The sequence below is a fragment of the Parendozoicomonas callyspongiae genome (assembly GCF_023502345.1).
Classification (GTDB): Bacteria; Pseudomonadota; Gammaproteobacteria; order Pseudomonadales; family Endozoicomonadaceae; genus Sansalvadorimonas; species Sansalvadorimonas callyspongiae.
In genome coordinates this window covers 96,482-115,818 of record NZ_JAMFLX010000006.1, presented here as the reverse complement: position 1 = coordinate 115,818, position 19,337 = coordinate 96,482, and the positions used below count along the sequence as shown (strand labels likewise).

Annotated in this window: 13 protein-coding genes; 7 read left to right on the top strand and 6 right to left on the bottom strand. The window is 47.9% G+C overall.

The window, feature by feature from the left end; translation table 11 throughout:
- The first annotated feature begins 2 nt into the window (after positions 1–2).
- From M3P05_RS06220 to flhA, 4 genes are read left to right on the top strand one after another with little or no spacing between them, the layout of a single operon-like run.
- Positions 3–269, top strand: coding sequence for a flagellar biosynthetic protein FliQ (locus M3P05_RS06220; RefSeq protein ID WP_249698574.1), 267 nt, complete (start codon positions 3–5; stop codon positions 267–269).
- Positions 270–282: 13 nt separating this feature from the next.
- Positions 283–1,068 carry a flagellar biosynthetic protein FliR gene (gene fliR / locus M3P05_RS06215; protein WP_249698573.1) on the top strand — a complete coding sequence of 262 codons (786 nt, stop codon included), beginning with the start codon at positions 283–285 and terminating at the stop codon, positions 1,066–1,068.
- Positions 1,068–2,210 (top strand): flagellar biosynthesis protein FlhB, encoded by a 1,143-nt coding sequence (flhB, locus tag M3P05_RS06210; protein ID WP_249698571.1) that lies wholly within the window; start codon positions 1,068–1,070, stop codon positions 2,208–2,210. The genes fliR and flhB overlap by 1 nt, the downstream gene beginning before the upstream one ends.
- Entirely contained in the window at positions 2,210–4,312 is a 2,103-nt protein-coding gene (gene flhA / locus M3P05_RS06205) for a flagellar biosynthesis protein FlhA (RefSeq protein WP_249698570.1), read from the top strand. The genes flhB and flhA overlap by 1 nt, the downstream gene beginning before the upstream one ends.
- Positions 4,313–4,596: 284 nt before the next feature.
- Here flhA and M3P05_RS06200 read toward each other — a convergent pair whose 3' ends face one another.
- From M3P05_RS06200 to M3P05_RS06180, 5 genes are all read right to left on the bottom strand, one after another.
- Positions 4,597–5,052: a GFA family protein gene (locus tag M3P05_RS06200; protein WP_249698569.1), complete on the bottom strand. Its 456-nt coding sequence runs from the start codon at positions 5,050–5,052 to the stop codon at positions 4,597–4,599.
- Positions 5,053–5,196: 144 nt separating this feature from the next.
- Positions 5,197–7,713 carry a hypothetical protein gene (locus tag M3P05_RS06195; protein WP_249698568.1) on the bottom strand — a complete coding sequence of 839 codons (2,517 nt, stop codon included), beginning with the start codon at positions 7,711–7,713 and terminating at the stop codon, positions 5,197–5,199.
- Between the two features lie 199 nt (positions 7,714–7,912).
- Entirely contained in the window at positions 7,913–9,388 is a 1,476-nt protein-coding gene (locus M3P05_RS06190; protein ID WP_249698567.1) for a YfcC family protein, read from the bottom strand.
- 465 nt (positions 9,389–9,853) lie between these two features.
- A complete protein-coding gene (gene sstT / locus M3P05_RS06185) occupies positions 9,854–11,101 on the bottom strand; it encodes a serine/threonine transporter SstT (RefSeq protein ID WP_249698566.1) in 1,248 nt (415 codons plus the stop codon).
- Between the two features lie 344 nt (positions 11,102–11,445).
- On the bottom strand, positions 11,446–13,239 hold the full coding sequence (locus M3P05_RS06180) for a hypothetical protein (protein ID WP_249698565.1): 1,794 nt from the start codon (positions 13,237–13,239) through the stop codon (positions 11,446–11,448).
- 516 nt (positions 13,240–13,755) lie between these two features.
- On the opposite strand from M3P05_RS06180, the gene M3P05_RS06175 reads away from it, so the two are divergent.
- Complete coding sequence (locus M3P05_RS06175; RefSeq protein ID WP_249698564.1) at positions 13,756–15,813, top strand: hypothetical protein; 2,058 nt, start codon at positions 13,756–13,758, stop codon at positions 15,811–15,813.
- A gap of 75 nt (positions 15,814–15,888) precedes the next feature.
- On the opposite strand, the gene M3P05_RS06170 is transcribed toward M3P05_RS06175, so the two are convergent.
- A complete protein-coding gene (locus M3P05_RS06170; RefSeq protein WP_249698563.1) occupies positions 15,889–16,029 on the bottom strand; it encodes a hypothetical protein in 141 nt (46 codons plus the stop codon).
- Between the two features lie 165 nt (positions 16,030–16,194).
- Here M3P05_RS06170 and M3P05_RS06165 point away from each other — a divergent pair, with 165 nt between their 5' ends.
- Entirely contained in the window at positions 16,195–17,625 is a 1,431-nt protein-coding gene (locus tag M3P05_RS06165; RefSeq protein WP_249698561.1) for a hypothetical protein, read from the top strand.
- A 300-nt stretch (positions 17,626–17,925) separates the two neighbouring features.
- The gene (locus M3P05_RS06160; protein ID WP_249698560.1) at positions 17,926–19,329 is read left to right on the top strand and encodes an aminopeptidase; all 1,404 of its coding nucleotides are present in this window, start codon (positions 17,926–17,928) and stop codon (positions 19,327–19,329) included.
- Positions 19,330–19,337: the final 8 nt, after the last annotated feature.

Below are 19,337 nucleotides of genomic sequence, written 5' to 3'. Positions count from 1 at the left end.
TTATGAATCCGGATCTGGCTGCTGACATTTTAAGGGATGCCCTGTTTCTGGCTACCAAGATCGTAGCCCTGCTTCTTCTCCCCGGTCTGATAACCGGTTTGATAATCAGCATCTTTCAGGCTGCGACCCAGATCACCGAACAAACCCTCAGCTTTCTTCCCCGCCTGCTGGTAACACTTGTGACCATTGCCCTGGCCAGTCACTGGCTTATCCAGGAGCTGAGTGATCTCTTTGTTCGGCTTTATCAAGCTGTGCCGGACATAGTCTGATGGACATAGCCTGATGCTGAATATTCCCGGACAGGCACTGGAATACTGGATTACATCGTTCGTCTGGGCCTTTGCACGTATCTCCGGATTTATGCTGATGTTTCCGGTGACGGGATCATTTCTCCCAACGTCCATACGCCTTTTAATGACAGCTGTTTTCTCCGGGGCTGTTTTGATGGCACAGCCATGGAATCCTCCGCCAGGTTTCACAGTTTCAGCATTGTCTGCCAGCAGCATGCTGATAGCTCTGGGGGAGTTTTTCACCGGGCTAATGTTCGGCATGGTTTTAACCCTCTGGTTCAGTCTGTTCTCCATGGCTGGTCATACCATTGGCCTGCAGATGGGGTTGGGCATGGCACAGATGAATGACCCTGCAGGAGGAATCAGCGTGACGGTTGTCAGCCAGATTTACCAGCTGGCAGCCATGCTGATGTTTTTTCTTGTTGATGGCCATACCACGGTTATTGCCATTGTTCTGGAGAGTTTCAAAACCATAGAACCTGGGTCATTTTTCCAGGTACTGCAATCGGCTGAACAATTACTTCATTTTACTGGCTGGATATTCTCTGCCGCTCTTTTATTGGCCATGCCTGCCTTGATCGCTCTACTGATCATTAATATTTCTTTTGGATTTATGTCCCGCGCCGCTCCGCAGCTAAACCTTCTCAGCCTTGGCTTTCCGCTTTCTCTTTTATCAGGGCTGTTGATTATCTGTCTCAGCTTTGAACAGTTCTCAGCCCCATTCCGTCGCTTTACCCGTGAAGCTATTTTGCTTCTCAGACAGCTGGCACAAACCTGATGTCCAGAGAACACGACTCGGCCCAGGAGCCAACGGAACCACCCGGCGAACGAAAAATCCGCCAGTCCCGTGCCGAAGGACAGGTGCCCCGTTCCAAAGAACTGGTAATGGCCTGCCAGTTATTACTGTTCTGCCTGATTCTCTTGTTGATCACACCGGCAATTCCCTCCTCTCTGGTTGAACTGTGTCAGCTGACTCTCAGTTTTGATAACACCGAATCAACCGATCCTGGTTACTTGTTCAGCAGGTTGCTGGCATCAGGACTGGCGGTTTCCGGTTTTGCTATCCCGCTTCTGTTCATCGTGACGGTGGCTGCTATTGCTGGCTCCCTGATGACCGGTGGGTTGATTATGAGCTTTAAGGCCGCGCAGCCTAAATGGAACAGACTCAATCCCATTGCCGGAATCAAGCGGCTGTTCTCCATTCAAACACTGGCAGAGCTGGTGAAAGCCATTCTTAAAACCATCGTGTTCGCCAGCATCCTTTACCTGTTTCTGAGCTGGGAACTTCCCGAAATAATGGCAACGGGTCAGCAGGGGCTCAGGCCTGCAACTGAAGTGCTGCAAACACTGGTTGCCAGAGCCATGGTTCTTTTTTCGGTGGGCTTTCTAGTTATTGGGCTGTTGGATGCTCCCTGGCAGATTTACCGGCATAACAAACAGCTGATGATGACCAAGCAGGAGGCGCGTGAAGGGCAGAAAGAAGAGGAAGGCTCACCCGAAACCAAAGAGCGGATCAGAAAAGTTCGGAAAGAACTCAGCAACCGCCGTATGCTTCAGGACGTTCCCAAAGCCGATGTTATTATCACCAATCCGGATCATTTCGCCGTGGCTCTTCGTTATGACTCGTCAGGAGACAGCAGGCACAGTGCTCCTGTGGTAGTTGCCAAGGGAACGGATCTTCTGGCTGAGAAAATTATTGAAATCGCCCGCAAAGCCGGCCGGCCTGTTGTCTGCCAGCCTCCTCTTGCCCGTGCAGTTTATTACCATGTTGAAATTGACAGGCCCATTCCTTCCGAACTCTATACTGCTGTTGCCCGCGTTATGGCCTATGTTTACCTGCTGAATCGTTACCGTGCCGGTCAGCAGAGTGAACCGCCGGAAATGCAGGATATTCCCATCCCCACTCAGTACCAGCATTAATGGCAGATCAAGCAACACAGACACTGCGAACAGCGCTATCAAACTATCTGGCACCACCTTTGCTGCTTTTAGTGGCACTGGCCATGATTATTCTCAGGATTCCACCGTTTTTTCTGGATGTTCTGTTCACCTTTAATATCGCTCTGTCCCTGGTGCTATTACTGCAGGCCATCTATATAAAAAAGCCTTTGGAATTCACAGTTTTTCCAACCCTTCTTCTGATCTCAACACTTCTGCGGCTGGCACTGAATATTGCTTCAACCCGTATTGTTCTGCTGCAGGGTCATAACGGAGGTGCGGCTGCAGGCAAGGTCATCGAATCCTTTGGTGAAGTGGTGATTGCCGGTGATTATATCGTCGGTCTGGTGGTGTTTATCATCCTGATCATTGTGAACTTCGTGGTGATTACCAAAGGCTGTACAAGAATATCTGAAGTTACCGCCCGCTTTACCCTGGATGCCATGCCAGGAAAACAGATGGCTATTGATGCCGACCTCAATGCCGGTCTTGTTAACCAGGATGAAGCCAGGGAGCGACGCAGAGAGGTTGGTCAGGAGGCTGACTTTTACGGGGCAATGGATGGCGCCAGCAAGTTTGTCCGCGGTGATGCTGTTGCCGGCCTGTTAATACTGACAATCAACCTTCTTGGCGGCCTGGGTGTTGGCATTCTGCAGCATGATATGCCCGCTTCTGCAGCGTTCCATACTTATTCTCTGCTAACTATTGGTGATGGACTGGTTGCCCAGATTCCTGCCTTATTACTATCAACAACGGCAGCCATTATCGTGACCCGGGTTTCCGGGATGCATGATATGCAGCACCAGATCCGGGCAGAACTTCTGGCCTACCCCAAAACAATTCTGGTGACAGCAGGCTTGTTGATTGCTATCGGGCTGGTTCCGGGCATGCCGCATCTGGCCTTTGCGGGCATTGGCACCCTGATATTAGGTATGGCTCTTTTCTCAATGTCCCAGGCTAAACAGAAACAGCTGGAACAACCCGCAGAACAGGAACCAGTTCAACCTACGACACTCGCCTGGCATGACCTGCCTGCCGTTGACCCTATTGGACTGGAAATCGGCTATCGCCTTATTCCCCTTGTTGATGAAAGTTCAGGAGGCGAGCTCACACGCCGGATTCGGGAAACCAGAAAAGAACTGTCACAGGAACTGGGATTCCTTCTGCCAGCCGTTCATATTCGGGACAATATGAACCTTGATCCTGAAGCCTATATGGTGACCCTGCAGAGTGTTGACCGGGAAGGTTTCCAGATCCAGATGGGAAAGTCTCTGGCCATCAAAACAGATAACAACCTTCGTGAGATCTCCGGCACAGAAACACTGGAACCAGCATATAGACTGAAAGCCTACTGGATAGACGACAACGAACGAGATCATGCCACACGTCTCGGCTACACAGTGGTTGATCCTGTCACCATCATTACCACGCACCTGGGTCGGATCATGAAGGATCAGGCCAGCGAACTCTTTGGTTACGATGAAACCCGCCAATGGCTCGAACAACTGAGGCCGGAGTCAGCCCGCCTGTGTGATGAACTGGTTCCCGATAAGCTGTCACTGGGGCAGTTGATGAAAGTCTGTCAGCAGTTACTTAAGGACCAGGTTCCTCTTTCTGACAGAAAAACGATTGTCACCCGTCTGCTGGATTTTCAGCCCCAGACCCAGCCTTCATCTATCCAGATGGCAGAGCATGTTCGAATCGCCCTGCGCTATCAGATACTGGCCCCTTTAACGTCCAGGCAAAAACCGGATGATCCTTTCCTGCTCAAGGTTTTTACCCTGTCATCGGAACTGGAGAAAATCCTTCTTCAATCTTCTGAGCAGGCCCGGCAGACCGGCAGCTACAGCGAAGATGCTTTTCCTGTTGAGCCCAACCTTACAGTCAAACTGCAGCAGAATCTTCCGGTCGTGTTAGATCGTTCCAACAACCTCAATATTCCCGCAATACTTCTGGTTACTCCGCAGCTTCGCCCAATGCTGTCTCGCTTCGCTCGACTGTCTGCAGTCCGGGAATTAACAGTTCTGGGGCTGACTGAAATCCCTGATGAATACCGGATCGAAATTATCGGACAGCTGGGATAACTAAAAATTGCTAACAGTTTAAGTCAGTTCAATCAATATCTTGATCAATCACTTCTTGTTAACGAGGAGTTTCAGGTCGATAACCAGCCTTTGGTTGTTCCCGTTTTGGGCTGGAGAGATCGTAATGAAACAAGTGATTAGTCCTATGGTGACGGATCAATATGTTCCCGAAGGTACTGATGTGCCTGAATATAAAGCCGGGAATACCTGGGGAGGACGCTGGATATCCCAGGACAGACAACATAAACCCGCGTCGCAGTTACAACGCGGGTTTATAGTCTTTGTCAGTCTTGAAGAGATTCCGCCGGAGGTACTGGAGAAGGTACCGACGCTTCAGCAGACATAGAAGCTTCAAGGTGCTTAGGAAAGTGATCACAGAGCTTCAGCCAGGGCACTTTTGATGCCAGATAAATATGCTGCTGTTTTCGGGGATCAATGTCAGCATCAAGAAGAGCCAGAGAGAAGGTTGCCCACTCTTTACTCCAGCGGTTGTTATCAATCCACTGAATTTGTGAGCCGCAGTGTTTGCAGAAGGTTCTCTTCACACCCGGAGAGGACTCATAACACGCGAGGTTTTCTTCACCGGTCAGTTTAAAGTTCTCTTTAGGAGTAGCTGCATAGGTTGCATAAGCTGAGGCATGGGATTTCTGACACATTTTACAGTGGCAGTGTGTGACAGATTTGATATCCCCATCAATACCAAACTGCACGGCTTTACACAGACAACTACCATGGTACATCTGCACTTCCTCAGGCAGGCAAAACAATAAGTGGGTTATTGTACTCCTGCTGCAAAGAATTGTGGAACCTAAGTGCCTGTACTTAGAAAAAACCAAGTCAATTATCGGCCAGCTCCACTTGATGGCCTTTTTAATATTACGATCTTAGGCCTTCCACCCTGGAGTCAAACTAAGGATTCTTTGCCCAACAGCATCTATTGTTTCCCGATTGCCACTGCGAATATTAAATACATTATATCCTGCTGCTCGTAGGAGCATGCGCCGGGCAGTAGTTTTGCCATTATCTCTGGCTGGCTCAATTTTCCGTTGCCTTCCAGAACCTGATGATGAACCACTACTATAGCCAGATGTCTCTTCTTCAGATGAAGATCCACCTTCACGGTCACTGGATTCAGAAGACCCAGGTATGTTCAGATGACGACATTGATGGTATTGGGCGCCATCGACTTCAAGTACATAATTCGGTTCAACAAAAAAATCGACGACCAGCCCACTCTTTTCTAACTGGTGTTCTTCATGCAGTTTCAGGTTATACGGTAACTGCGTGAGAGCCGTTCCAACTTTTCGCTGAAAGTCGCTTGTCGTGGGTGGACTATCAGTGGCTTTGCCAAGCTCTCGCCCTTCGACGGAGTCATGGAGAACATGGAGGCGGTACTGGCTGATTCGGTAAAGCATATCTAGCTTGATATCATCTAAAGGGTATGTTCTCCACCCTTGTTTATTACGCACTTTGTCCATAAGAATACCGAGAGATCTGGCAACCTGGTCCGCTCTGTCGGTCTCCCCTCTCTCCCGATAGACGGCATGAAGCATACAGGCAGCCCGGGCTACGTAGAGCATTTGTGAAAATGAAACCTGGTCAACCTTTGGCTCTATGGTGCACAAGTACTTGCTCAGTAACAGGGCCATGTTTCTGCTATGAACACTGAGATCTACCAGACGGGTAAACAGGAATGACAGCTCATTGGGATTAATATTCTCACACCTACGATCACTCTCAAGAATTCTCCTGGCTTTATTGAGAATCCTTTCAATAAACTTATCGTTATAAACCTGATATCGGTGCATGGGCTGCAAAATACTTTCCAGACTGTTCAGAGTCTCAAATGAACCATTTCTTAAGCGCTGTTCAACCTCCTGATAAAAGAGTTGAATATTGGCCAGGGAATACTGGCGATCACATACACGCCCCATAACAGCCAACTGTTCATCACTCAAAACCCGCAAAGAGGTGGATAGTTTTTCTGGACAAGGTACAAGCCACAGGCTTTGAATCTGCTCCGTGGTCAAAGAAGCGGCCAAAGTCTTTTGGGATGGCTGCAACGGCCTTAAGTCCTTTTTGGAAGGTAACGGTGGTAACTCCGCTTCCGAAGAAGAGGGGGATGTCTCTCTGCTATCTCTTTCGGCTGAACACTGGGGTTTCCTAACCCTGCGCTTGCGGGTGTGCCTGGGAGACGAATTGTCAATATCGGAATGATCCGGCGTAGATTCCTTTGAACGCCTGAACTTACCAATGATTGCTTGACGTACCCGATGCTGCAGTTCACTCTTTCTGTCTGCCTGTCGAATCACAGTCAACTGATAAAATGGTGACATTGGAATATCAAAGGGCCGATAGGTATTTCTTTCTCCCTCCTGCTCAAGCTCTTCTTTCTCTAGCTCAAAAATTTGCTTTTTAATTTTTCTTTGACTTTGTACTTCCTTATTCGTTCTTCCAAGTACCACCTGTTGATAAAGGCAAGTCTGATGCCACAGTTTTTTATCACTGTCAGAAAGTTGCTCTTTACACCCTTGTGTGGCCAAAGCCTCAACCCTGTCCATAAGGTTATTAAGAAGTGTACTGTCGATACTCTTGGAATCATGGGAATGACAGGCACAAAAATAATTAAGAAGGGGAATCAGGGCAGAGAGCTGGGCAGACTTAAGCGTTGTTCGAGAATTCAAAATACCATTGACAGCCATAGCCAAGGTGTTGACCTGTGAAAGCTGGATACCAACATATTTGGCTAATGCCGCAAATAGCCAAACCAAACTATCCAAGCCAATTTTTTTTGCTTCTCTCTCACAGGCCATCAGCATGTAGTCCAAAGCTTGAACAGCAAGCTGATCATTATGATAACCGTTGTCATACAGAGGTTTGAGCGCAGTCTCCAGCCACTTCAAGCTTGGCCCCTGTACACCAGAAATACGCAACATCGTAAGACGTTGTAACACCTCCGCGTAAAAAATTTCCGCAGCCTTATCAGAAGGAAAGGGCCAGCTTTTTCCTTTTATAAGTGAAGTGAGATCATTGTCTTCACATCCCTGCAGATAACAATCCAAATCGCTATCTGATAGCTCCCACGGATCTGCAACAGTCTGCGGGTCATCGTGTTGTTCAGCCTGACTTTCGGATTCTTGCCCGGACTCAGGAACTAATAACTTAGCGGGGCTTGGGTCAAGCTTTACCTCGGGAGAAGCTGTCACCACAACAGGCTCACGCTCTTCCAGTGCTTTATGCTCTACCGCACACTTATGCACCTGAGGAGCAACAAGTTGCTCTTTACTTGGCTCACATCTGAAAACCTGCCGCCAGCACCAAAGGCAGGCTTCCTTTACATATTGATGAAAGCAGGTCATCCCTTCCCGAATCCGGGCAATATAGCAGTCAAGAGTTTCCATTACGTGTAATCCATTACGAGTTATTCCTGGTAACAGACAGTGACAGATAGGCTGACACTTTTCCCTGACACGACTGTTAGCAGGACTAACATGCCCACAATCCTCCCTGATCAGCCTTGCTTTAACATCATGATTTTCAAATAAAAAAGCCCCCTGCCCGGTTTGTCGGACAAGGGGCCTGGGGGTTCTGCCTGTTAGATCAGGCTGCGACGAACAAAATCGCCATGGTTATTACCAGAACGGCAATCAGGAAGGGCATAACCCACTTCAGGAAGCGATCATAAGGAATACGGGCAAGGGCCAGACCTGCGACCAGATGGCCAGCAGTAGGAGCAAAGATATTGATCCAGCCGGAAGCGGACTGGTAGGCAGTAATAATCACATCACGGCTAACATGGGCAAAATCACCCAGTGGACCAAACAGTGGCATGGACACAGTGGCCAGACCGGAAGTTGACGGAATAAAGAAAGACAGAACAATATGTACCAGGTAAGTCACAACTGCGAAAATACCGCTGGACTCAACACCAGTCACCATACCTTCACCCCAGTTCAGGATGCTGTCGATAATCATGCCGTTATCCATAACCACATAAATACCACGGGCAACAGCCACTACCAGGGCAACACCAATCAGATCGCGGGCACCGTCCAGGAAGCTCTTGATAAACTCGCCTTCAGGCATACGGTTGATCAGGGCAATAATAATCGCAGCGGTCAGGAACAGGGTGGAAAGTTCATCAAACCACCACCACAAAGTGGGAACAGCTGTGATACCCATATCTTCCAGAGGCATCACACCAAAAATCATGATCACAAACGAAGCAAAGAAGACGCCCATGGTCAGCTTTCTGGCAACCGTGAACTCTTCAACTTTGGCTTCACGGCTGAATTCATCATTGAACTCAATATCAGCCAGTACAGAGCTGCCGGAATCAGCCTTAACCTTGGCCGCATAACGCATAACATAGAAAATGGCGGCACCTTCGAGAATCACAAACATCAGTGCGCGCAGGCCAATGCCATCGCCAATTTGCAAGCCGGCAAAACCGGAAGCGATACCTGTTGCAAACGGGTTAACAGTTGAGCTTAGAACACCAATACCGGAACCCAGCAGGATCACACCCGCAGTCACCATCCGGTCATAACCAGCAGCTGACATTACCGGAAGTATCAAGGCCCAGAAGGCAACAGTTTCTTCCGCCATACCATAGGTTGAACCGCCGATACCAAACAGCACCATCAGAATCGGGATCATTATCTGCTCCCGTCCCTTAAAGCGCTTAACAACGGAAGCCACACCAGCATCAAGGGCACCGGAGTGCATGACTACACCAAGGAAACCACCAATAACCAGCACAAACAGGGCAACATCTGTCGCATTATGGAAACCCTGGATAGGAGCCATAAGAACATCTGTTATCCCCTGGGGTGAGCTTTCCAGCTCAGTAAAGGTACCGGGAATAGGAAGGAGACGTTCACCACCATCATAATCAAGCGATTGAGCCGCAGTGATGACCTCTCCGGTATCTGCCGTGACATAGTCATATCGCCCGGCTGGCAGTATCCAGGTTAATAGGGCCACGAAAGCGATAATGGCGAACAGTATTGTGTATACCGTCGGCATTTTGAATGCCTTTCTCTTAGGCGCGGTGTGCACTGTGGTGGAATCCACAATAACCCCCTTTCAATCTCTTGATAATGTTTTGGTTTATTACTGTTGTTTCGGTGCAGATAGATTTAACAGCACTTGCCTGGAGAAAACTGAAAGGACATAACAATGCCTTCCCGTTCTCAAATACAGGCGATATCAGATTTTTCTTGAATGTAATCAGATTTCTTCGCACGAGATGGTATCAACATGAGTCGATACAAAGATGCTGCAAATCAAAACAGGGGGATTTTCACAAGAAGTTACAATATTTAAATAGCAACATGCCTTGCTAATAAGCACCAATGAGAGAGGATGGGAGGCTTTCTGAACCCATAATTATACCTTCTTGCCCTGACCATTGATTTCTTTCGGATTCAGTTAACTCCTTCCTGTTCAAACCTAATCAGCTGCTTGTTAGCTACCCCTTAGTGTTATACACAAAAAAGGAGAGCTTTCGCTCTCCCTCTTCAGAGAAACTCTGTTTAATCAGGCAGCTTGCTGCTGTACAGGAGCATGCTCACCATTCTTCTCAGCTGCGATACAGGCTGCAGCCGTGAAGAGTACATCAGTGGAGCTGTTCAGACCGGTTTCAGCGGAATCCTGAATAACACCGATGATGAAGCCAACACCAACAACCTGCATGGCGATATCGTTGGAGATACCGAACAGGGAACAGGCCAGAGGGATCAGCAGCAGGGAACCACCGGCAACACCAGATGCACCACAAGCGGAAACGGCAGCAACAACACTCAGCAATACGGCAGTAGCGATGTCAACCTGAATACCCAGAGTGTGAACCGCAGCCAGAGCCATAACGGTGATGGTGATTGCAGCACCAGCCATGTTGATGGTAGCGCCCAGAGGAATGGATACAGAGTAAGTATCTTCGTGCAGGTTCAGGTCTTCACACAGCTTCATGTTGACCGGAATGTTCGCAGCGGAACTACGGGTAAAGAAGGCAGTGATACCACTCTCACGCAGGCAGCGCAGAACCAGAGGGTAAGGGTTCATGCCAGTCTTCACGTACACGATGGTTGGGTTAACAATCAAAGCGATGATGATCATGGAGCCCAGCAGAACACCCAGCAGCTGTGCGTAACCGTACAGGGCACCGAAACCAGTGTTGGCAATAGTGCTGGAAACCAGACCAAAGATACCGAAAGGAGCCAGCTGGATAACAAAGCGTACGATAGAGGACACAGAGTGAGACATATCGTGCAGCATAACCTTGGTGGAATCAGCTGCATGACGCATTACGATACCCAGACCAATAGCCCAGGCCAGAATGCCGATGAAGTTACCAGAGAGAAGGGCTTCAACAGGGTTTTGAACGATCTTGAACAGCAGGGTATTCAGTACTTCACCAATACCACCTGGAGGAGTGGTGCTGGCAGTATTTGTTACCAGAGTCAGAGTCACAGGGAACATGAAGCTCATCAGTACAGCAACCAGAGCCGCACAGAAAGTACCAATCAGATACAGATTGATAATTGGGCGCATGTTGGTGTTGGAATCTTTCTTCTGGTTCGCAATTGCGGAAGTTACCAGAACAAATACCAGGATAGGTGCAACGGCTTTCAGCGCCTTAACGAAAAGACTGCCAAGCAGTCCCATCATTTTTGCAGTTTCAGGCGAAATAGCCGCCAGGGAGCCACCGGCAACGATACCGATGAAGATTTTCAATATCAGGCTACTGTTTACGTAGCGGCTGATCAAAGAGTTGCTCTGACTCATTTTGTCCCCTAGGGAGTAGTTAATTACTGCTCAAATTGCCAGCATCAGGACTGATCTGCAGACACAAGACAACCTGAAACAGGCCCCCCAGTCTATGAATCAGCAATTCCGACAACCTCCGATTACGCGCTTGTTCGAGGCGCAATCTCACTCCAAGCTCTTTACAAAGATCAGGTGGTGTTCCTGCTTACGCCTCCAATTACAGACCCTTGTAGTTTGTAAAATTGGGCAACGCTGTTTCTGGAGGCAGTGAAAATTATGCCTGTGGTGAAAAAATGAGCTTTGATCGAAATCAATAGGCCGACAGGATTTCGCGATCCCCAAAAAGGAAACTTTCAGAACGTCTATTCGATGCCCAGCTTATGAAAATCAATCTGGTTCATAGCGAACACCAACGCATTGTTTTCTGAAGCATGAGTATTGCGCCGAATCGCCTCAAACAACTGAGCCATTGTCGAATTTGGCGTTATCGCATCGCTTATAAATCGCTGCAACAGTATCTCAAGCTGTTGCTCAAGATAGCTGCAAAATGCTGCTGACTTTCCCTGCTCTACCAAAGCATAAACATTCTCAGCTCTACACTTCTGCGTTCTTGATTCTGGCTGCAAAATAGCGGGCAGGTCATTAAAAAATGCTGGGATAAAATCGCAGAGAAAACATTCTTCTTTAACACCCTCGGTAAAACAAAAAAGCATGCGTATAAGTTCGTCGATGATATAAGATTTGGTACTGTCGATATCAGGCAACGTCCGTACTTTGTCACCCTCACTCAAATTAAAGTCCAATACCTCCTCAGTCTGCTTCTGATTGTTCTGTTTGATAATTTGATCAATAATTACGGAGGCCTTCGCAAGTCCAACTGCTTTAACAATATTTTTATAGTATGAGTCAACCGAACCAAACCAATCTCTCCGGTTGTGCAGCAACGCAGTCACAGAGACCCAAAAGGAAAACGCCTGCTGATGTTCAGGGGGAATGCTATTTCTTGTTGGCATATTTTTTGTTATTTGAATGCCAACATAAGGTTTTCCAAAGGATTGAGCCAATTCAGCCGTATTGGCCCCCTCAAGAACTATTGGTATGTTAGATACCTTAACCATTTTTTCAAAAACTGGTTTTGGCAGCCCCCCATAAAACAGTACTGTAACCTTTTGCCTGAGGAGCTGTTGTAGTAATTCTTCACCCGACAATCCTGTTAATAAGGTTTCCTCTGACTCGATAATATTGACATCAAATGAGCTCAACAGTTTTTTAAAAAAAATGCCGGCCACATCGCTGGCAACATAAACTACCGTCGGTTTCTCCCACCCTGAACCAACAATGGCCTTGATATAAGACAGAAAAAAATATTGTTCAGAGTAGCGGTGCAACCCGTAAGCAATACTAAACAAAACAGTGCCCTGTTCAACCAGTAGTAAAAGGTTTTGCCACAACTGGGCTTCAGCGCCCAGAGCCTGATAGGTTTCAGCTATACAGCCAGAGCCGATCAGCTTTGTCTCATTAACTGGTAGATGGTTTTCCTCTGGCAAAATCAGCTTATTACTGGTGATATTTTCTCCATCAATGTAAACGATTTCATTTTTAAAGAGTTGCCAATGATAGGGAGTGAGAACCAAACCGCCCTGCGAGTTAAGTTCAGCTGCAATCTTTTGAGGTGAGTTCTTACCATATATAGACTCCTTGATGGCTAATTGAGCCTTGGGTAACACGCTTACATCTGATTCGTTAATCAAGGAGCATGACAAGCCCTCCAATTTAATTCCGCTCTTACCTTGTAAAGATAATCCCGCCAAAACCTCCAACTTACCCTTGACACGGGGCTTCTCTAGCGGAATTACGATTTCGACAGATTCAAGCGTTCCAGGGCTAAGCGTCTGCCAGACATGTAACAGATTAAGCTGATTGCTCATATCTCCCATATTCAAAGTTGCCGGCAAAAAAAGACGCAGGCTTTTGATTCTGGCAAGTTTGTTGACTGCATCTCGCAGCCTTGTTTCAACAGGGGCATCAACAAGTAAAACCGTGTACCGACAAAACGACTTTTGGCCATCATGATACTTATTCTCTGCTGATTTAGCTGAATAGTCTTGCTGAGCAGTGACCAAACTTGAACCGGTACCTAAACCTGAAGCCTCCATCCTTACCCCTACCTGGTATTTTTGCGCACATTCTCAACTTTCGACTGCATAGGGAGAATGACGTTCCCTTATCCTCACCAACTTTTCATAATGCTCCTAACACTCTGGTTACAAAAACCTGTCTTGAAAAGCGGCGGAATCATAGCTGTTTATGAAATGATGGAGTAATGAACCACTTCACAGGCCGTATGCATTAGTAGTGCACGTACGAATCTGTGCAGGGTGGGTGCCGGGTGACCGGCATTCCTACTGCGACCCGGTTAACAGACTTATAGGCATCCCTTGGGTTCTGTAAACCGTAATAATCCAGTATGGTGGTGACGTAGGCACCGGTGTCCTCCTTGCACAATCTTGAAATTTTGGCCAACAACTATTTGCCTGTTAAGACGGGCGTTATGTCTCGCCCATAATCATTTGTTACCGATACTGTCGGAACGGTTTTCCGAGAGAAATTCACTACCAAAAGGAGTGTCTGAAATTAGTGAGATTAGACAGTAGCCAGAAATATCTGAAATCATGGAATCAACCAGTCAAACAAGCTCGCTGAACAGCCAGCCCCCCGAAAGTCCGTCTTCATTACTTACAGGACTGCGCGAGCCATTATCACCAGGGAGAACAACTCCATTTAAATCAGAGCATCCAAATGTTGATTCTGATAAAAACATTCTTGAGAGAGAGATTGAAAGAAGTGACTCACCTGAAATTACTCTGTCGACATCTCAATCAAATCCAATGCTTGATAAGGATGTGGATAAGGCTCAGGACTATATTGACTCCTTAAGTGGGGGTATGAAGTACCAGTTTCGTCAAAGTGGCCTGGACGCCAACAGACTGGCACCGGTGTGCAAAGCTTTGAGGGGAAACTGTACCCGCGACCAGATCCGCCTTGCCCTTGACCAGATACTGAATGAAGTGGTCGCCTGCCCTGAAGCCAATGATCTAAAACACAATGGTGTTATAAAAAGCGCTCTGGGAGTGATTGCGCTTGTGGGGAATGGCGCTAACCGATGGTTTGGACTGGAAGGTCTCAGCAAGATACTTCCTGGCGCACCGTCTGCAAAACTTCCTCTGGCAAAGGCTATTACAACATTTGCTTATGTATCTGATGGTCTGCAGGGAGCTTATGGCTCTAACAGGGTAAAACTTGAAGGATTTGTGAATCACTGGACAGGTATCTGTTCCGGCGTTGCCGCCTTTGCATCGGCTGCAGTTATTTCAGGAATGGCTTACCGGGGTATCCTGGCTCTGGGAGCAGGTACGGCTGCAGCAGCCTCAATAGCTTTAACCAAACTGATTGGCAGTTTCCCTTTCTACAACATTCTTATGGAAAGATCCTCCCATAGCTGGCAAGGAGGTGACCATATCAAAGAAGCAAGAGTAGAACGTTCTGTATGGCTGCTTTCAGAAACCCTTCGCTGGCTTGGACCCAAAATATCACTGGGTAATAACGATGATATGGTGCGCCAACGGGCATTTGCCTATTCCAAAACCATGCGCCTGACTCCCCATGAAGCGCGATTGAAAAGACTGCTAAGCTGGTTCTGCCTCTATTCTCCGGGCAATAAAGCCAAAAATGTTATTAAAGAGCTGCAGTCATACAAAAATGAAAAGGCGCAAGATGAGAAAGATCTTTCTCTCCGGGTTATTGAAAGTGAAGCAGCCACAAGCCGTAGCAGCTGGGGCTGGCCATGTGTTGTGGCAGGTTTTGGCTTAACCGCGCTATTTACTGGCCTTTCCAGCTGGGGTGAAGCCACCAGCGCGATCAACCCACTGATTAATGCAAGCGTCACTGGTTCATGCCTGACTGGGCTTGGAGTCTATATTGGCTGGCAGCTGATACTCACAGCGCTGATGGCGGGAAGAAGTCTCGGGCAAGCGGCATTGGTCAAAGACAATATGCTTATGTTTAAAGACAAAATTGTGAAGCTGGCAACAAATTTCCGCAATTGCAGCCGCCGACAAATCAAATCTCTTTATGACAACTGTACAATCCGCAAGCTACTTGAAACATCAGGTAAAGCCGGATTTCTTGTTTTGGGGATCATCTCAAGTATCTGTTACACATTCAGCTTTGCCGGTGCCATCACCACCAATGTTCATGATGATTTCTGCCTGGGTAATGACCATGTTCTTCCCGTTGTTCTGGCTGTTCTGGGTTCACTGCCCATGCTGGTTGCAACAATAAAGCTTGGCTCCGAACTGGAGGAAGTCGCCAAAGCATGCATCCTGGCAATCAAAAGAGCAGGTTTATGGTGTGGCCGCTGTATTAAGACAAGATGCTGCAAACACCCAAAAGAGAAAACAATACCCTGGTATAAAGCGGTGCTGAAACTCCAACCAAAGGAAGGAAAAAAATCGTTAACCACTTCATTTTCAACAAGCCCTGTCCATACAGTGCAGGCTCATCAAACTTCTGTTTCAGAATCAGAAGATGAAGGGACAAGCCATGAAACTGAGGTACGCCCTTTACTTAAGGCCTCACCTCAGCAGAACAACCCGGCATTTGATCGAGTCAGTACCATAGCTACACAGTATCAAAAACTGCTGAATACTATGGTTCCGGCGGTTCCTTAGGACGCAAGGATTGCCACTGTTTCCCAGGGTCTTAACACAAGCTGCTGACCGTGGAGTTGATGTTCCTGATAGTTACTAATCAGAATCCTGATCATTGCGAGCACATTCCACCTGCTTACGGGCCAGCAGCTCAACATGGTTGCGAATGTTATCGGCGCAGACATTACTTTCCATCAGGACAACGTCGTAGTCATTCTGATAGATGCTCTCCAACATGCCCCCGAATAGCACGGTTTTCCGAGGGGGAATCAAGGCGGCTGGCAATAATTCCGATGGTTTTACTTTATTTCTAACATGTCAGCACAGGCAACAATTGGGGAACCACTTTTGCGCTGCTCTCTCTAACGGCCATTGTTAATGGTTTCTACAGGCGTAATAAAAATGTGGGGGAAATTCAGCAACCCGATTGCAAGTGGAACGGGCAGGCTTTGGAATAAAACTTTTGGGTCAGCAAACGAAACACCTCAACCAACAGCCTCAGGAACAACGCGGACAACTCCGGCACCTGGTCAAAGGTTTACTCCTTCTGCAACAGCGCCCTCCCCGGCAGCTGGAACACCACTGAGAAACACTACCCCCACAACACCTACAGCAACAGTGAATCCCCCCCGGCGGGGGCAGCGTCGACCGCACCCGGAACCTGGGCATGGTGTACCTGATGCACGAAGAAGAGCAGAGGAGGAGGCTGAACCCATACACCGCTTCTCGATTCCCTCATTTGCAGAAGAAGAAGCAAACTTCCAGCAGCTGGCTGTAGATCTTCGTCAGGAAATTCCAACTATACATATCGCAGACAGGTTCCACCCGGACCAGACCAGACAGATGTTTCTTGAAGATCTTCAAACAGTTATTGAACTTCGTGAGCAGGATCAAGGCACTTATAACCTTCAATATCTCCAAAACTTTCGCCGCTGTATGTACTATGCAGTCAGGTCGGTTCCTCCCGGCGAAACAAAGCCTTTTACTGTTGGTAGAACTGGAATACATAACCCTGGTATTAGTTGTTATTACATTGCAACTCTTCAGGTGGCCGTCCATGAATATGTATATGATTATTTTCTTATACGGCCACTTCGCCCCCCTCTTCCACAAGAGGAGATGATCGCTGACTATGAACAACAAATCAGACAGCTAAACCAGCAAATTGGTGCAGCCAATCAAGCTATTGAAGATCTGGCTCCGCAGATTCGGCAGCAGGAAGCGGAGCGTGCTGAAATTCGCAGACTGGAGAATGAAAGGGATTCTCATGATATATATAGCACCAGGTGGCATGATCTGAATGATCAGGTTCAACCCCTGGTTCAAATAAGACTGGTGACCGATAGTATTGATGCGCAGGTTGAAGAAAGAACAAATGCACGCGATCAGCTTACGGCAAGACTGAACGAACTCACTCAAAGAAGAGACACGGTCAACAGATACCGTGAACGCTGCCGAAATCGCGACAGATATCTTAGAGAGTACTTCCCAGCTCTCAGAGATAGATCAGGGGCACCTTTACATCTCACATTGGAGGAACTGCAACTTGGAGACTTTGTACCAGAACAGTTCCAGCTCAGGGATGACGATATCAGACTCGGCGAAGGTGATTGGTATAATCAGTTTCAGCATAGACTTGATAATGTACACTGGCGAGCCATAAGAAGGGGAGCGGGTTGGCACATCACAGCACTGGTAAGAAATCAGGATAACTCTGTGGACCTTCTTAATGATGCTGCTGTAACAAGAAGGTACACAGATATTGAAGGGCTGCGAACAGATTACAAAAATCGCCGACTCTGGGATCATCACAGTTTGTTCTGGATGCAATAGAAATACAATCAACCATGTGAATCATTCACAATATTTTTTCGGTTTGCGAAAAAGCAGACTAACTATACCTCGGTGTTCTTATATATCTTCTCGATGTATATATCTGTAAATTTTTGCCTTGTATCAATACTGCGAATGAGCAAGGGGACTATTCTTCCGCTCATTCAATTTCGTGATAGATCTTTTCCAGTGTGAGTTTCTTCATCTAACTCACTATCACTTCAGTTTGCATATTTATTACTGTCGAATTAACGCCTGTTAATCCGGCAGCCAATCTGCTGCTTTTGCGGGCGGCAATGTATGACAGGTAAGACCATGCTGTACAAAAAGGAAAACGGCTGGAAACAGCTGAACCAGGAACAACGCCAGGACGTTATTAACTTCTGTGAACCTTACAAGGCATTTCTTGATAAGGCGAAAACAGAACGTGAGTTTGTTCTTGAATCTTTGAAACTGGCTAAAGAACATGGTTTTGTTGATGCCATGTCCAAAGATGTTTTAAACCCAGGTGACAAGGTTTGGTTTAACCTGAGAGATAAAAATCTGGTTCTGGCCATCATTGGCAGTGAAAACATCTCCGAAGGCGCTGATTTTGTTGTTTCCCACGTTGACTCTCCTCGTCTGGATCTCAAGCAGAACCCTCTGTACGAAGATTCTGAGTACGCCCTGCTGAAAACTCACTACTACGGTGGTGTGAAAAAGTACCAGTGGGCTTCCCGTCCTCTGGCTCTGCACGGCGTTGTCTGCCTGAAGAACGGTACCAAGGCAAACGTCACCATCGGTGAAGACGACAGCGATCCTGTGTTCATGATTCCTGACCTGTTGCCTCACCTGGACGCCAAGGTTCAGCGTGAGCGTAAGGCCGGTGAAGTCCTGAAGGGCAGCGAAATGCATGTCCTGGTTGGCTCCATCCCTTGCGATATCAAGGATGACGAAATCAAGGATCTGGTTAAGTATCACGCTCTGCAGAAGCTGAACGAAAAGTACGATATGACCGAGCAGGACTTTGTCTCTGCCGAATTCGAACTGGTTCCAGCTGCCAAGGCCCGTGATATCGGTCTGGATCGCGGCCTGATCGGCTGCTACGGCCACGATGACCGTATCTGCGCCTGGACTTCCCTGCGCGCTATCCTGGATATGGATCACACTCCAGAGCGTACCGCTATCTGCTTCCTGGTTGATAAAGAAGAGGTCGGTTCTACAGGCTCCACTGGCCTGCAGTCCCGCTTTATTGAGCACTTCATGCAGGAACTGGCTGCACGCATTCCATCCAGCAAAGATGACCGTCATGCCGTTCGTCGCTGCTTCTGGAACTCCCGTGCACTGTCTTCCGACGTAAACGCCGGTCTGAACCCACTGTTCAAGCAGGTTCATGATGCCCAAAACGCTTCCAAGCTGGGTTATGGTCTGGTTCTGACCAAGTACACCGGTGCCCGCGGCAAAGGCGGCAGCAGCGATGCTGATGCCGAATTTGTCAGCGAACTGCGTACCCTGTTCGATGCCAACGACATCACCTGGCAGACCGGTATGCTGGGCGAAGTTGACGAAGGTGGCGGCGGTACTGTTGCCATGTTCCTGGCGCACTACGGTATCCGCACCATTGATGCCGGTGCAGCACTGCTGTCCATGCACTCCCCAATGGAAGTGGCTTCCAAGTTCGATATCCACGAAATCTATCGTGCCTACAGGGTATTCTTTGCCTGAGCGGACTT